12 protein-coding genes are annotated in these 15,542 nt (G+C 39.5%); 4 read left to right on the top strand and 8 right to left on the bottom strand.

Annotated elements, in window-relative coordinates:
- Positions 1-536 precede the first annotated feature (536 nt).
- Positions 537-1,823: an MFS transporter gene (locus GJB62_RS04930; RefSeq protein WP_114081033.1), complete on the top strand. Its 1,287-nt coding sequence runs from the start codon at positions 537-539 to the stop codon at positions 1,821-1,823.
- 4 nt (positions 1,824-1,827) lie between these two features.
- Here GJB62_RS04930 and glpK read toward each other — a convergent pair whose 3' ends face one another.
- The 3 genes from glpK to GJB62_RS04945 form a co-directional block, all read right to left on the bottom strand.
- On the bottom strand, positions 1,828-3,342 hold the full coding sequence (gene glpK, locus GJB62_RS04935; RefSeq protein WP_114081032.1) for a glycerol kinase GlpK: 1,515 nt from the start codon (positions 3,340-3,342) through the stop codon (positions 1,828-1,830).
- Positions 3,343-3,472: 130 nt separating this feature from the next.
- Positions 3,473-4,642 (bottom strand): PAS domain-containing protein, encoded by a 1,170-nt coding sequence (locus GJB62_RS04940; RefSeq protein WP_114081031.1) that lies wholly within the window; start codon positions 4,640-4,642, stop codon positions 3,473-3,475.
- A gap of 950 nt (positions 4,643-5,592) precedes the next feature.
- A complete protein-coding gene (locus GJB62_RS04945; protein WP_114081030.1) occupies positions 5,593-6,885 on the bottom strand; it encodes a hypothetical protein in 1,293 nt (430 codons plus the stop codon).
- 754 nt (positions 6,886-7,639) lie between these two features.
- Here GJB62_RS04945 and GJB62_RS04950 point away from each other — a divergent pair.
- Positions 7,640-7,954: a hypothetical protein gene (locus tag GJB62_RS04950; RefSeq protein WP_114081029.1), complete on the top strand. Its 315-nt coding sequence runs from the start codon at positions 7,640-7,642 to the stop codon at positions 7,952-7,954.
- Between the two features lie 352 nt (positions 7,955-8,306).
- Here GJB62_RS04950 and egtC read toward each other — a convergent pair whose 3' ends face one another.
- Positions 8,307-9,095 (bottom strand): ergothioneine biosynthesis protein EgtC, encoded by a 789-nt coding sequence (egtC, locus tag GJB62_RS04955; RefSeq protein WP_114081028.1) that lies wholly within the window; start codon positions 9,093-9,095, stop codon positions 8,307-8,309.
- On the opposite strand from egtC, the gene GJB62_RS04960 reads away from it, so the two are divergent.
- Positions 9,094-9,861, top strand: coding sequence for a nucleotidyltransferase domain-containing protein (locus GJB62_RS04960; protein ID WP_209271480.1), 768 nt, complete (start codon positions 9,094-9,096; stop codon positions 9,859-9,861). The two genes, egtC and GJB62_RS04960, sit on opposite strands and share 2 nt — an antisense overlap.
- A 189-nt stretch (positions 9,862-10,050) precedes the next feature.
- Here GJB62_RS04960 and GJB62_RS04965 read toward each other — a convergent pair whose 3' ends face one another.
- The 3 genes from GJB62_RS04965 to bchM all read right to left on the bottom strand — a co-directional run bounded on the left by GJB62_RS04965 (position 10,051) and on the right by bchM (position 11,958).
- Positions 10,051-10,431, bottom strand: a complete 381-nt coding sequence (locus GJB62_RS04965) for a DUF423 domain-containing protein (RefSeq protein WP_114081098.1) — start codon at positions 10,429-10,431, stop codon at positions 10,051-10,053.
- Between the two features lie 108 nt (positions 10,432-10,539).
- Positions 10,540-11,028: a hypothetical protein gene (locus tag GJB62_RS04970; RefSeq protein ID WP_114081027.1), complete on the bottom strand. Its 489-nt coding sequence runs from the start codon at positions 11,026-11,028 to the stop codon at positions 10,540-10,542.
- A 243-nt stretch (positions 11,029-11,271) separates the two neighbouring features.
- Positions 11,272-11,958 carry a magnesium protoporphyrin IX methyltransferase gene (bchM, locus tag GJB62_RS04975; RefSeq protein WP_114081026.1) on the bottom strand — a complete coding sequence of 229 codons (687 nt, stop codon included), beginning with the start codon at positions 11,956-11,958 and terminating at the stop codon, positions 11,272-11,274.
- Between the two features lie 417 nt (positions 11,959-12,375).
- On the opposite strand from bchM, the gene GJB62_RS04980 reads away from it, so the two are divergent.
- On the top strand, positions 12,376-14,457 hold the full coding sequence (locus GJB62_RS04980; RefSeq protein ID WP_114081025.1) for a cation:proton antiporter: 2,082 nt from the start codon (positions 12,376-12,378) through the stop codon (positions 14,455-14,457).
- A 66-nt stretch (positions 14,458-14,523) separates the two neighbouring features.
- Here the strand turns inward: GJB62_RS04980 and GJB62_RS04985 are convergent, their stop codons facing one another.
- Positions 14,524-15,504 (bottom strand): DUF4351 domain-containing protein, encoded by a 981-nt coding sequence (locus tag GJB62_RS04985; RefSeq protein WP_114081024.1) that lies wholly within the window; start codon positions 15,502-15,504, stop codon positions 14,524-14,526.
- Between the last annotated feature and the right edge of the window lie 38 nt (positions 15,505-15,542).

The raw sequence follows: 15,542 nt of genomic DNA on the forward strand, positions 1-15,542 counted from the left end.
TACTTTGCCCTCATCCTACTGCTAAATACACCTGGACAATACCTGACTTATTCTCCCCATCTCTCAGTACAATCGCGGTTTACAGTATTTATTCCAAATTGTTGGAGTGTAAATTGCTAAAAACCTTGCAGATTCATAACTTGAGATTTTTTACAAAAATATTTTCCAATTGATGATTTAAGTGCGGCATCTGGGAACAATCTATGGAACTCAGATTTTTGTTCGGTACTTAGCACTTACTAAGCGCTTAAGAAAAGAACATAAACCTGTTTAAAATACTGTCCCAGTTTACCAAAATCACCCGTGAGTAAAAAACTAGGAAATTTAAAAGTATTTATCCTATTTTAGAGAAACAATACCCGAAATAATCTGAACTAAAACAGTAATAAATAACACAGGTATTTATCGCTCTTTCAACTGAGAGATAGATTTCTCATAGCTTTATTTTCCCAATTTTTAACACTCTAAATGCGGATTTTTCAAGCCGGATTTTGGTATGGAATAAAAACTTACCTACACTTGCAGTATCTATAAAAATGCCTAACTCTAAAATTCAAAAAGACCTTCGTCATAACTTGACCGTCAATGTTGTTGAAAGTGCATTTTTTGGTTTAGGAGCTGGTTTTGCCTCCTATATCACGATTATCCCTCTATTTGTTAGTGGTTTTACAAATTCTGCGTTGCTCATCGGTCTGATCCCAGCTATTCCGCGTTTAGGTTGGCAACTACCTCAGCTATTAACAGCTGATAGAATAGCTCGATTACAGTATTACAAACCAACTGTAATGTGGTTGACAATTCACCAAAAACTTCCTTTTTTAGGATTAGCACTAGTTGCTTTATTAGAGCTACAACTCAATCACCAAACTATCTTATATTTGACATTCGCCATCCTCATTTGGCAGGGACTAGGTAGCGGATTTAGCGCTCCTGCTTGGCAAAGTATGGTTGCTAAAATTGTTCCATCGGGAAGGCTTGGCATTTTTTACGGTGCTTTAGCTGCGGCTGCTAATCTGATGAGTATCATTGGTGCTTTGAGTGCTGGTTTACTACTCAAGCAAATTGCCCAGCCATTTAACTTTGTTCTCTGTTTTTTGTGTGCCAGCGTTGCGATGGCTCTATCTTGGTTTTTTATGTCTAGGACGCGAGAGCCAGTAAACAACTCATTATCGACCATTGAAACTAGACGTGAATTTTGGGACAGTCTTAATGTGATTCTCCGGTGCGATAAGAATTTCCGTTACTTTGCGATCGCACGTATGCTTTCACAATTAGCCCTAATGCCACTTCCCTTCTATACACTCTATGCCGTACACCATCAAGGTATGGGAGAAGCATCTATTGGGTTAATTACTGGCGTGCTGATGGGAACGCAAACTATTGCTGGATTGGTTTTGGGTTGGGTAGGCGATCGCTGGGGTAACAAGTTGGTCTTGGAAGTTGGTTCTGTTGTTTGTGCTTTCAGCGCGGTTCTAGCTGGGCTAGCAACAAATGTAAACTGTTTTTACTTGGTATTTATAGGAGCGGGAATAGGTATGAGCGCTCTGCAAAATATTGCTGCGGTAATGACCTTAGAGTTTGGTAATCAGCGTCAACGACCAGCCTATATTGGTCTTGGTAATACCCTTATTGCCCCTGCTACAATGCTTGCTCCCCTTTTAGGTGGATGGATAGTGGATAATATTGACTATAGAACTGCTTTCTTGGTGGCAGCTATAGGTGGATTAGTTACAGCACTAGTTTTGCACGTAGGAGTGCGCGATCCACGTTATCTGGAACAAAATTTTAATAACCATTCAGTTGAAGTTTTGCCTGAGCAGTAAGCATTTACTCCTCCCAAGCTAGAGTGCGTTTCACTGCTTTTTGCCAAGTATCAAAGTTAGATAATGGCTTATCGCTCCTGGGTTCAAACACACGCTCAATTTGCCGTTGCTGCACCAGCGCTTCATAACTCTCCCAAAATCCTATAGCTAAACCTGCTGCAAATGCTGCACCCTGAACGGTCGTATCGCGCATTATCGGCCGTTCAACTGGAATACCTAATACATCAGCCTGGAATTGCATCAAGAAATTATTTTCGCAAGCACCACCATCTACGGTTAATCGATCAACGGGAGTACTGCTAGATGAATTAATCGCCTGTACTACTTCCAAAACTTGATATGCGATCGCTTCTAACACGGCGCGTACTAGATGCTCTGGTTGGACACTGGCGGTAATGCCGAAAAAGGCTCCCCTAGCACTCATATCCCAGTAGGGTGCGCCCAGTCCACTAAATGCAGGCACAAAGTAGACTCCGCCATTATCTTTCACCTGATTTGCCATCGTTTCACTTTCAGCAGCAGTTTTAATCAGCTTGAGGCGATCGCGCAACCATTGGATACAAGCTCCACTAGTAAACATACTACCTTCTAAGGCATAGCCTACATCCAATGCTCCGCTTGGATTTGCTTGTGTCCATGCCACCGTAGAAATAAGTTGATTGTGCGAGCGCACAATTCGATTGCCTGTGTGAGCTACCAAAAAGCTACCAGTTCCGTAAGTACATTTCATCAAACCGGGGCGATCGCAACCATGACCAAATAAAGCTGCTTGTTGATCCCCCAATATCGCAGTAATCGGAATTTCAGCGCCCAACAAAGTTGCATCAGTAACTCCAAATACTCCTAAACTCGGCTGAATCTGGGGCAAAATATGAGCCGGAATTTGAAACAAATTTAGTAGATTCTCATCCCAATCACAGGTTTTGAGATTCATCAACATTGTCCGACTGGCATTGCTGTGGTCAGTAGCATGGACTTTCCCACCTGTAAGATTCCACAGCACCCAGGTATCAATAGTGCCTACTAAAACATTATTGAGGTCAACATCCGTAAACTTATCTAATAGCCACCTAAGTTTTGTAGCAGAAAAATAGGCATCAATGATTAATCCGGTGCGATCGTAAATTTCATCAGCATAGCCTTGCTCTTTTAACTCGTGACAAAGGGGAGCAGTGCGACGATCTTGCCAAACGATCGCTCTATGGAGTGGTTTACCAGTAGTTTTGTGCCAAATCAAGCAGGTTTCACGCTGTACAGTTAGTCCTAATGCTGCGATCGTAGATGGAGAAATCTGGGCATTCTTAATGGCGGTTTCTATCACCCAACAGGTATCTTGCCAAATTTGTTGAGGGTCATGTTCTAACCATCCAGGCTGAGGATAATACTGAGTTAGTTCTTTGTATGCCTGCCCAACAATCTTACCGTCTGCGTTAAACACAAAGGCGCGGTTGCCTGTTGTACCTAAGTCCAGTGCTAAGATGTAGCCCGATGATAAAGTTGTGTTGCCAAGTGTGTGCATAGCTGCTTTGACATACTGCGTAGGTGTAGCCCAACCTAGGCATAGTGATTTTAGAAATGCGTATTAAATCACATATACATTATTTTGTGTACATTTAGGTCATCTTTTCTCACCAGATCCCCATCTGTAATTAATGGAAATCTTTCAAGATAATGTGTTTTTTTGAATCAAAACTGATAATACCTTCTTCTTGTAATTTGCCCATCAATCGTGTAATTGTTACCCTGGTAGTACAACAGGCGCTAGCAATATCTTCGTGAGTAAAGCGAACACTTAGGCGAGTTCCCTCCGGCACAGTTTCACCCACTTCTCGTTTCAAAAGTTCTAATAGATAGTGCAAGCGCTCTTGTACTCGCCGCCTTCCAGAAATAACTAAAAAAGATTCTGTTTGCCGTAACCTCTGATTAATTTTTGGTAAAAGCGTATGGCTCAGATTTGGAGAAGCCTCTATCTCTGCCGCGTAAATTGATACCAACTTAACGTCAGATAAGGCTGTTGCTTGGTAGATATTTAAAGAAGTCAAACTAGAGCCAAAAACCATTCCTGCTGTTGCCAATCCTATCAACACTTCTTCACCCGTTTCACAGTAAGTATTGAGTTTGACCAAACCCTGAGAAACATACCAAATTATTAGTGGATTGAGTGGAATAGTTTCTCCTTTAGAATGTTTATGCACTTGGCGATCGTTGAACAAATCGCCGTCATTCTTGACTATTCCTGATTCTAAATACTGACGGTCACTAATATTACGCATTATCCAACGCAGAGAGATTGCCTTACCTTGCTGATTGCGGACAACTGTCACTGTCAAAGCTGCATCAAAGGACTCACCATGACGTTTTTGCAAGCGTACCAATAACTCTTTAACTCTGTCTGATTCAGATAACTGGATGAGTTCGCAGCGAACCTGTTGACGTTCTCCTAGAGGAACAAAGTTCATCATTGGTTTACCCACCAAAAAATGCTTTGAAAAATTGAGCAACCTCGCTGCGGTATGGTTAGCTTCTTGAATCATTCCTTCTGTATTAGTTACTAAATAGCCGTCCGGCGCAAACTCAAATAAGTCTTGATAATGTTGGCGTTCTGCTTCTAGCCTATTTCGTGTTTCTAATAGTTCCTCATTTTGCTGATACAGTTCTTGTGCCGCTAACTGTACTATCTTTAAGGTGTTATAGAGTTCCTTTAAAGCTTGCGGCAGTAGATCCGTTGGAATCCAAGGTAATACACTAGCAGTTTGGTATAAATCTGCTAAACGCTTGTACAATATTTCTGTACGTTGGATAAATTTTTCTATGTTCACCTTAAATTGCCGCTACTTGTTTGCAGAGGTTGAGCAAAAAAAATCTACTAGTAAGAAATTATGGAGTGTCTATTAATACTTATAGATGTTTGAATACTTTATTACATCAACTCTACGGTATTTTGCTAGTTATTACGTCTACCTTTGGTGGGAAAATTCGGTAAAATCATCCAATAGGAGCGCCTAACTTGCTGACCTAAAATTAGGCTCATTTATAACCAAACTAATAAGCCAGTAAAAATTAGGACTAGTAAACAAACTTAGATAAGACAGCATAACCAGAAAAACCCCGTTTTCAAACTGAATTTCTCACTCTTGTTTAAGCCACTTTGTCATTCCCCCAATGAATGATTTAGTGCTAATGATAATTGTTTTCAATATTACCTAGAATAACTGATAATATTTTCCCCAACTTCCATCACAAGAATCAAGCCACTACTACCAAAGACATATAATCTAAGTTAAGTTTGTTTGTGCTTATAAATACATTTATTGATAACAAATTTCACAACAAGATTTCCAACTTCTGTAAAAAGTAGGGAATCAAAGTCTTTCGATCTTAAAATCAATTATAGAATTCTTTAGCACAGGGCAAAGGAAAACTGAAGTTTGCCAGTCATATAAAATACCAAACGGAATTCTAATTACTGAATTCTGTTTGGTAAATTAAAAATAGGCGTATAGGAAATCACATAACAACTTAACAATTATCCGCCTCTTTAGTTAGAGGATAAATGAAGCTGTCAGCTGATGTAATTTAACAATGCGTAACAGCTAATCAACGCGCAAGTTATGAGGAGTGATGGGTGAGGTGTCAATACTATAAAATCTCGTCACTCCCTTTTATTTGCTTCAATTTACAGCGCTTTTCAAGTAATTGAACTGCACTGTCCGATTCTCAACTCCTCGTCTCAGTTGTGGTGTAAATACCTAAAATATGCTGTATTAACTTAACGGATGCCATCATTATCAATAGCGCTGTAGCTATCGCTGGGGAAAAGCCCTAACCAGGGGTCAGAACTAGGAGTTAAAAAAAGTTGGGCGTATACTTGCTCATTTAGGGCTTCCACACTGCTTGTTTGCTTTGCTTGCATAAACCATTGATGAATTTGGCTGTGTAGCATATATTCATTTCTGACTGTATCTAAAGCCATCGTGGTTTCAAATTTTTTCACTATTATCGGCAAATTATCTTCTTTCGTGTTGACAGGCTGAGACTTTTTAGCTCTGATTAAAGAGATGCTATTTTGATCTAGCTTGACATCGGTGGCATAGAGTTGAGCGATTTTGTTCCAAACTTCCTGGTCGGTAATTTCAGCTAAAGCATTTTGATTCCGTTCAACATCAGACTGAAAAGCAATCAGCATTGGCGTTTCAACTCTCATCTTAGAAACTGCTAGAGAACTTGCTCTTTCTGCTGTAGGTGGCTGACTGGGATTGCTCGGAACCTTCACCAACTTCGGGGGAGACTGGATACCCAAGCGGGATAAATCTGCAACCCATTGGGCTTGGATAGAGTTTAGACGATCGCTGTGGTATTTTCTTAAAAAAGCCTCGCGATCGCTTTTTGCAAGTTTACTATAATCTTTTACCGCTACTTCAGCCTGCTTTAACTGAAGTAAAAATGCTTTGGGACTATATAATCCTGGAATTGCGTCGATTGGACGACCCGATGCATCTAATATATAGTGAATGCTATTGCCTGTAATTGTCCGCTCCAACTTGCGTCCATCGCCAAAATCAATAGTTACTTTAGGTACAGGGCGCACCGATTGCCAGTGCAAGATAAAGTGGTCTTGAAGCAGCTTAGAAATTTCACTATTAGGATACAGTGCTACCCTGAAAAACCTACTATTGGCACAACTCAAATCCTGATCCAGTCTGCCCAGCAACCGCAGAGATAAAATAGGTTTACCACTAGTTCTAGCAGCAGCTTTGGCTTGTTCTATATCAGTGTACCAGTACAGACGAGAGGCATAACAATCTCGTTGTTGACAGAGTTCATCTAAAGCTACCCGGAGTGCAGATGAAGGTAGAACCGCATCTGAAGAATTAATATTTAACTTATTCGCATGAGATTTGAGAAATAGTTGTAACCCGCTTGGGCCTTGTTTCCGAAGTACAGAAACTTCTTGAGATAGCTTGGAAATTTCAGCTACAGGAGTTTGAGCATCAGCTGTCTGCAAAAAACTGAAGCTGACTAGCATGAGTGCGAAAGGATATTTGAAGGTTCTAAATTTCATATATTTTCAGAAAAATAGGGGCGTGGGTATTGCTATTCCTAACTAGAGAAGTCTAGTCTAACTTGTAAGAATCCCCAGATGCTCTGAAAGTTTCAGATGGGATCGTAAAGCTTAAAATATCGACATAAGCTCAAAAAATTCTCACTTGATTGTTGGCTGGTGAACGGGATGCGTCTTTAGGGTGTATGGAGATAAACAAATAGTATCTATTACTGAACGTATACACGTATTTATTTACATAAGGTACTTCATAAAGCTCAGGTTTTATTAAAAGTTCATATACTTTCTGCTTTAGTTACTTAAATATGCGAGTTAAGAGTTGATCTCCTACAAACTAGCTTTATTAAAAAATCAGTAGTATTCCTCTTTTATTAATAGGTGAAATACAACTAAAGTATAAATGGTTGTGCTGGCTTAGTTGATGAACAAAAACGTCAGCTATTTCAGGTGTATCTATTTGCTATCTCTCTAACAGACTGATTCAGCAGTCTTGAAATAGCCATTCTCTTTTTATTAAAGAGAAATTTACATCACCCTTAATTTGTAGGGTATTGGACTCGGTACGCTTAAGCTTTTTCAGATAATTAATTTGCTAGTAAGTGCTAGTATTCATTCACTTATGAAACCCCAAAATCAGGTTTTATAGGACAACATTCCCATGATTTACATCCTATAGCTACGGTTTATTTATAACTAGGAGCAAGCACAACTCCTTGAAAATTTTAATATTTACCAACCCATTTTGCAAATCTCCATGCAACAATATTTTTCTCATTTACTCATACTGGCATTAGGAACAACTTCGACTTTGATGATTACTCCATGTCAAGGTCAAACTCCGGTAAAGCCCAACAATCAAAATACTGAGAATATTAGTTCCGTATCTTCAAATTTACCTTTGGCTATTCCATTGAGTGATTCTCCCAATTCTACTAATAACAAACCAACTATTCTCTCTGAGGTAAGCAATAACTCTTCTGCTGTTAATGTAAATATAGCTGCAACGAAGCCAAAGCCACGGCTTCCTATATTCAGCAGAATTTTTCCCACACCTTCGATGCAGCAATAATCAACGGCTAATATTTACAGGACGTTCAAATTTATTGAGTGAAAATATGACTCCAGCAACAGAGATTCTAATTGTTCTCTTTTGCTGGAGTGAGAAGCATCTCATCCATAGCGGTTCTCGTTTGTATGCAATATACCCTGACTACACTTCCATTTCCCTCTTTTAAAAGAAGAGAAGATTTGAGTGTTATCCCTCAACATAACAAGGTTGAGGCTATGGTCTATATTGAACTCAACTGAGAACCGCTATATATGTTAGGCATACCCTACTTTCCAACATATCTGCATACGCATCAATCAGCCAGTATTGCATGGATAGCCTAGATAAGGTTTGAAAAATAGCTTCTTTTATACTAAATTTTCTCGATTTGGATCTCACAGTCTGCTCCCACAGTAATTATGCTATTTTCTGGAAAAGCATTCCAGTTACCTATAAATAGAGGTTCAGACGCAATAATTACAGAATTTGAAAAAGTCGGATCGTCTCTAATCCAATAAAGAGATGGAGCCGGAGAAGTTGTAGCAAATCGAGAAGCTATTAGGCGATGTCCGTCACTAAAGATTACATTAATTGAGGCTTCTACTTGATAGCGCTTTGCCATCTCTAATAGTGTTAATAATGTAGTACGTAAAGCATACTCTGGAGGCCGATGTTTGTTAATTTGACTTTGTGAAAGTAACAATGCAAAAATGTGTTCAGAGTCAGTATTACCATTAATTTTTTCGTAAAAATCTTGAGTCAAAGTGCTGCGGATTTTTCTGTGTAATGTTTTGTGGAAATTTTCAATCCTTCCATTGTGAATAAATAGCTGTTGTTGATGTTTAAAGGGCTGACAATTAGCAAAATCTACGGTTTGTTCGGATGTAGCACTGCGGACATAAGCAAGCACACACTTGGATTCAATGTAACGGCTGAGACTGGGTAAGTTTATATCATTCCAAATAGGTAGGGTATTTTTGTAGGTAAATGGTTCCATATCTTTTTGGCTATGATACCAACCCACACCAAAACCATCTGCATTTACTACCCCAGAAGTCATTTCGCGGGGTTTATAACCCTGAACTATGAGTGAGTGTTCTGGTTTATACAAAAGATGCTCTAAAGAAACAGGCGAACCAAGGTAAGCAAGTAAACGGCACATGATGAATATTCCACCTTCTATTAACACAATTATTGGGCAACAGCCTTACCCGCTTTTATTCGCCATCATTAGTGGTTCCCACTTATATGGTTTTCCGTCACCTGATTCTGATTATGACTTGCGTGGGGTGCATATTTTACCAGTTGAAAAAGTTGTAGGATTGGAAACTGGGAATGAAACTATTGAAGTTTTAGAAATTCGCGAAGCTTTAGAAATTGATTTAGTAACTCATGATGTCAAAAAATTCTTTTTAATGCTGCTTAAAAAAAATGGCTACGTATTAGAACAACTATACTCACCTTTAGTATTAACAACTTCACCCGAAGCCGAGGAATTAAAATTTATTGCCAAAGGTTGCATTACCCGTCACCATTATTACCATTATATTGGTTTTGCTGCAACACAATGGAAGCTTTTTGAAAAAGAACAGACGTATCGATTAAAGCCTTTACTTTATGTTTATCGAGTTTTATTGACAGGGACTTATTTGATGCAAACAGGTATAGTTGAAGCTAATCTAATGAAATTAAATGAGGTTTTCAATTTACCATATATTCATGATTTAATTGCCCAAAAGCTAGCGGGGAAAGAAAAGTCTGTTGTGTCAAATGTTAATGTAAATTTTCATCAAATAGAATATGAACGTCTGCGTCATAAATTGCAGGAAGCGTACGAATCCAGCCTATTACCTGAAGTGCATTCAGCGAATGCGGCTTTACATAATTTGCTAGTACGTCTGAGAACTAATGTAAAATTACAGAAATAAGTTTTATTTGTAAATCCTGTTTAAAAATATTCTTCTTGCTTTCAAGACTTCCAACTAAAAAAATATCCAATTTGTAGGATGCGTTAGATAGAACGAGGTAATACACCGCGATATGTAAACTAAAAGCACCCTACAAATATCGGATAATTTATTTTTTGGTATTCCCTTAACTATTAATTTCTAACTTTTTTACAACTTCAAATTCCAAGCAGCAAAAGCTAAGGTACCCCAACCAGCGAGAAAGGCTGCCCCGCCTAGTGGTGCGATCGCTCCCAAGGACTTAATACCAGTTAAGCTAATGGCATACAAGCTACCTGAGAAAATAGCAATGCCAGCGAGAAACAGCCATCCACTAGCGATGAGAGTGGGTTGAGGGGACTCAGCACGACTAATTAGTATTGCTACTAGAAAAAGTGCCAGAGCATGATACATTTGATAACGAGCGCCAGTTTCAAAAATTTCTAGCGATCGCTCACTAATTTTTTCCCGCAAGGCATGAGAAGCAAAAGCACCAGCAGCAACTGACAAACCGCCTAAAATGGCAGCTATGCTCAAAAAAATCTGCGTCATTAGACCTAGCCGTAAGTTGGTAAAATAGTCATTGGTCATTAGTCATTGGTGAATAACAAAGGACAAATAACAAAGGACAAATAACAAAGGACTATTGACAAATGACAATTAGACATCAAAATGATATGATACTGCCCCTTCTTCATTCACCTTAAAGTTTGCATTGAATTCTTTAGCTTTTTCGTCTAAATACTGCCTAGCATGGGCTGCGGGTAGTTGTGACTTCATTGCAAAGCCTAAAACAGTTACACGCCCATGATTTTCTTGTAGCATCCCATAAAAAATCGATTGCAGGCGATCGCTAACTTGTTGATTAAGCGCCTTTTTTTCTTGCCGACTTTGACGATATAATCCCAATGCTAACCATGTGCCCAGCGTTAGGCTAGGAACACCAAAAATTAGACGTTCTACCGCAGTATTATCAATTACAGGGGTATCTGTTGGTGCTACGAACTCAATCGAGCCATCCCAGGATAAGGGTAGGGTAATTGATTTTTCCATAGTCGTTTTATTAAATACCTCTGCTGCTGATAGCATTACAAACATAAATCCAAATGTCAGTAGCCAACCGGCAGCCAATTTTTCAGCAGTTTTCATAGTTCCACTTCAAATTTGAACTTTGCTAGCGATTTTAACCTGACTTTCGTAAAGGTTCTACTATATAAATCTACTCCCAGCGATGGTTTTTTAGCTTTTGTAAGGGAATTCTTGCATACCTTGCTAGTGGTAGCCTGTCAAGAAACAACCGAAAGATACGGCTTGTTCGTAGTTTGCGCTGTCTTCGCTAAGTGCAAACTACGAAACTATCAAATTAAATTTGACAGACTAATAATATTTATCTTACTTGCGTGTAGCTTCTAGTAGGCGAGAAAAATAGAAGCGAGTCTTCGTCATCGCCTTTCGTTGCAATGAAAAGCCATTACTTTCCAAGATTCTCACCACATCAGCTTCACGATGCAAATATGCACGAGTCGCTTTACTTGGTCCAGGAAAGAAACTGCCAATTTTCTTGAGTATAGTCAGGGCACAGGTCTTTGGCGCAAAACTGAGAATTATCCGTGACTGTGCTAAAGAACAGAGATGAGATATCATCTCATCGGCTTTTTCTTGGGGATAGTGAATGAGAACATCCAAGCAAATAACGGTATGGTAACTACCGCTCAACGATTCCAAATCCTGCACGGCAAAAGTGGGATTTTCCTCATTTCCCAAGGTTTGCTTGGCTCTATCCTTGCCTTCTTCCACCATTTTTTCAGAGATATCGGTGGCATAGACTTTGGCTCCATCTACTGCTAAAGGGATGCTGAGACTACCGACACCACACCCAGCATCGCAGATTGATAGCTCTGGTAAATTGTTATCAGCCTTTAACCAGCTGATAACTGTATCTACGGTTTGCTGGTGTCCATTGCGAATGTCTAATTGGACTTTGTTGACTTCGCCATCGCCGTAGATTCGCTTCCAACGGTCAAACCCTGTGGAATTGAAATACTCACGAACAATCGTTTTATCGTCGGCTGCGTTCATAAACTCTGATTTTTAGGGGTTCCCAATGCTTAAAATTATCATTGATAGGAACTCATAAGTACGGTCTTCCAGATTTTTCTAGATATGGTGCAGAAAAGTAGGGACACAAATATGTGCGCCTCTAATCATTTAAACGAGAACTGCTATATTTGAGTAAATATTACCGTTTTATGACTCATTAACACCATTTACTACTATTTAAACATTCATTCTTTTCTTTACTATAAATTTCATTCTTATTTCAACCTGTAGATGTAGACAACCCCTTCTTTAGGTAGAGTCGTGATTGCGATCGCAACATTTATGCTGTTAACGATTTAGCTTTTTGTAACCAATAAAACTGAATCATAGAAAAGTTTTAAGTAAATTTTCTTAGAGCTATTGTATGTTTTCTATTTAGTCTTAATTATTTTAGACATGGCACTGAACTCGTTAACAGACAGCCCTATTGTTGCATTTACAATTCTCCTAACAGTAATCTTTACTGTACCCCCTATATTTGAGCGACTAAGACTACCTGGATTAGTGGGGTTGTTAGTCGCAGGTATATTATTAGGACAAAATGGACTAAAGTTGTTAAATCCTGAATCTGAAACTATCAATCTGCTCTCGGATATCGGCAAACTTTATTTGATGTTCGTGGCAGGTTTAGAAATTGACTTAGAGCAGTTTCGTAAAACTAGAAATCGCTCAATTGGGTTTGGCATTTTAACATTTTTAGTTCCAATGATTGCTGGTATTGCTACAGGACGATTATTCAATTTTGGTTGGAATACTTCCGTCCTCATTGGTTCTTTACTGGCTTCTCATACTCTCTTAGCATATCCAATTGTGAGTCGTTTGGGAGTGGTCACGAATGAAGCTGTAACCGTCACGATTGGTGCCACAATTTTTACTGACACAGGTGCTTTGCTAGTATTAGCAATTTGTGTTGGAATTCACGGAGGAGAATTCTCCGCCATGAGTTTAGCGATTTTATTGGGAGGATTAGCAATTTACACTGCTGTTGTCCTGTTTGGCTTTGACTGGGCAGGAAAAGAGTTTTTTCGCCGCTCTGGGGATGAACAAAGTAACCAGTTTTTATTTATATTGCTAGCATTATTTTTGGCATCTGTCGGAGCGCAGGTAATTGGAGTTGAGAAAATTGTTGGTGCTTTTTTAGCAGGTTTAGCTGTCAACGATGTTCTAGGACGTAGCCCAGTCAGAGAAAAAATCGAGTTTATTGGTAGTGTTTTATTTATCCCTTGTTTCTTTGTGGACATGGGATTATTGATCAATATTCCTGCATTTATCAAAACCCTCAGTTCAATTTGGCTGACTCTGGTAATTGTAGTAGCTTTGATTGGCAGCAAATTTATAGCAGCATTATTAGCCAAATTACTGTATCGCTACAACACGGCGGAATTGCTAACGATGTGGTCATTGTCGCTACCACAGGTAGCAGCCACACTAGCAGCAGCCTTAGTTGCATATCAAACGGTAAATCCTGCTGGTGAGCGCTTAATCAGTGAAGGTGTCTTAAACAGTGTGATTGTCCTCATGCTGGTGACTGCTATTTTAGGCCCAGTGATCACATCACGATTTGCTCCTTCCCTACAGCTTTCTCAGACAGATTTTGAAACAGATAGTTTGACAACTTGGTGGCAAGGTAATGAAGATGAGCAAGTAGAAAAAAATCAGTATCCATTTACTGTAGTAGTGCCAATATACAACCCTCAAACCCAGCGCTATCTAATAGAAATGGCAGCACTACTGGCTAGTCATGAATCTGGAAAAATTGTGCCATTGGCTATTACTAGAGCGCATATTCAGATGGATGATCCGCAATTAGTAACTGCACTCGACCAAAGTCGAGAAAGATTGAATTTAGCTAAAGAAATTAGTCAAGAATTTGAGGTAGAAGTATCGCCAGCAATTCGGATTGATGATGATGCAGCGTTGGGAATTAGCCGTGCGAGTCGAGAACAAAACGCTAGCTTAGTAGTGATGGGTTGGTCACGGACAACAGGTTTGCGTGCCCGCTTATTTGGTAGTGTAATTGATAGCGTTTTCTGGTCTTCTCACTGTCCAGTAGCAGTAACACGCCTCTTGAGCAGTCCTAAAACAATCCAAAGAATTCTTGTACCAGTTGGAGACTTAACACGCCAAACCATTGGTGCTTTACGGTTGGCCCAAATTTTGGCTGACGTTAATCAGGCTGAAGTTGTGCTGTTACACGTATGCGATCGCAAAACACCTCAGATTCGAGTAGAAAATTTTGTATCTCAATTGTCTGATATTACCTCTAAAAGCCAATTAGAGGTGAATACAAATATCCAAACAATCAGGGGTGATGATATTGCTAGAGTGATAATTCGGGAGGCTCAGGCGTTTGATTTAGCGGTGTTGCGTTCCGTTCGTTATCGCACAGCCGGCGGATTAGCCGTCAGCGAAGTGACAACGCAGTTAATTCAAGAATTGAAATGCTCAATTGTATTGCTTGGAGAACCCCACTCATGATGTGGGGAGTAGTGTGGGCTAATCTTCATAAATTAATGAAAGGTGCGATCGCACGCACTAAACTGTTTAATGAGCTTGTAGCCAATTAAGCAAATCAGCGATCACACTAAAATCTAACAAAGCCTCACCCAGTGCTTCCAACTGTTCTAGAGAAAGACTTTGAATTCGTTCCCGAACTTCGTCGGGTAACTCTCCTACCCGTTTTTGTAGCTGTCGTAAGACAAGTGCTTGCTCACCTTCCCGTTTTCCTTCCTGTTTTCCTTCCTGTTTTCCTTCTTCCTTTCCTCGCTCGTAGCCAATGCGCTCGCCTGTAGTGATGTAACTCATGGTACGCTCCTGCTCAAATAACTTAAATTCTTGCCAAAATTCTGCTTCTAACGCTTTTGGTAAAATCATAACCCAATCGATAAAACGATAGAGGTTGCGAATATCCCTTTCTTGTAGCCCTTGTTCATATAATCGCCGAATTAAGCTAAATTTCCAATTTTTACGTTCTCCTGGCTGTTTACTAGTTTGCTGGGTTTTCAAATGTGCCATTACCACCGTTGCAAACGGATTATCGCTATTCTCTAACTCTGTCCATTGTTGTTGATAATCCAGCAGTTTGATAGTTCCAAATCTAAAATTCAGACCACAATCGGGATAATTGTAACTGTATTGATTTGGTCTCCAAGTAGAGTCAGCATCACACAAAATTGCTAGGCTAATGGCTGGTTGAGCAAATTTATCAAAAATTCGCAGGTTGTAAGAAAACATCCTTTGAGCAAAGGCATCTTCCGGTTTGGCCTGAACTTCGACATGAATCAACAGCCAAACTTCTTGTCCTTGAATTTGCCAGACTTTGACTAACTTATCTGCATATCTTCTACCAAGTTCAGCGTCCCGTGCTATTTGTTGAAATTCCTTATCGAGAAACTCATGGGGACGTTCCCAATTAATTAATGCTGCTGTTTGGGGGAAGAAAAACTGCATTGCTTGGGGAAAGTAGGCTTCTAAGATTTCTTTCCACGGCGAATCGTTATCGGCTCTTTCTCGTTCCTCGATCATCAGTTGATTGGTAAATTTATGTTCTTAATAGTAAGGTC

It is taken from the genome of Nostoc sp. ATCC 53789, assembly GCF_009873495.1.
In the GTDB taxonomy this organism is placed as follows: domain Bacteria; phylum Cyanobacteriota; class Cyanobacteriia; order Cyanobacteriales; family Nostocaceae; genus Nostoc; species Nostoc muscorum_A.

Bases quoted from the DNA above. Each gene is read 5' to 3' on its own strand.
- GJB62_RS04930 (WP_114081033.1), top strand. From the start codon at position 537: ATGCCTAACTCTAAAATTCAAAAAGACCTTCGTCATAACTTGACCGTC.
- glpK (WP_114081032.1), bottom strand. From the start codon at position 3,342: ATGCACACACTTGGCAACACAACTTTATCATCGGGCTACATCTTAGCA.
- GJB62_RS04945 (WP_114081030.1), bottom strand. From the start codon at position 6,885: ATGAAATTTAGAACCTTCAAATATCCTTTCGCACTCATGCTAGTCAGC.
- GJB62_RS04950 (WP_114081029.1), top strand. From the start codon at position 7,640: ATGCAACAATATTTTTCTCATTTACTCATACTGGCATTAGGAACAACT.
- GJB62_RS04960 (WP_209271480.1), top strand. From the start codon at position 9,094: ATGATGAATATTCCACCTTCTATTAACACAATTATTGGGCAACAGCCT.
- egtC (WP_114081028.1), bottom strand. From the start codon at position 9,095: ATGTGCCGTTTACTTGCTTACCTTGGTTCGCCTGTTTCTTTAGAGCAT.
- GJB62_RS04965 (WP_114081098.1), bottom strand. From the start codon at position 10,431: ATGACGCAGATTTTTTTGAGCATAGCTGCCATTTTAGGCGGTTTGTCA.
- GJB62_RS04970 (WP_114081027.1), bottom strand. From the start codon at position 11,028: ATGAAAACTGCTGAAAAATTGGCTGCCGGTTGGCTACTGACATTTGGA.
- bchM (WP_114081026.1), bottom strand. From the start codon at position 11,958: ATGAACGCAGCCGACGATAAAACGATTGTTCGTGAGTATTTCAATTCC.
- GJB62_RS04980 (WP_114081025.1), top strand. From the start codon at position 12,376: ATGGCACTGAACTCGTTAACAGACAGCCCTATTGTTGCATTTACAATT.
- GJB62_RS04985 (WP_114081024.1), bottom strand. From the start codon at position 15,504: ATGATCGAGGAACGAGAAAGAGCCGATAACGATTCGCCGTGGAAAGAA.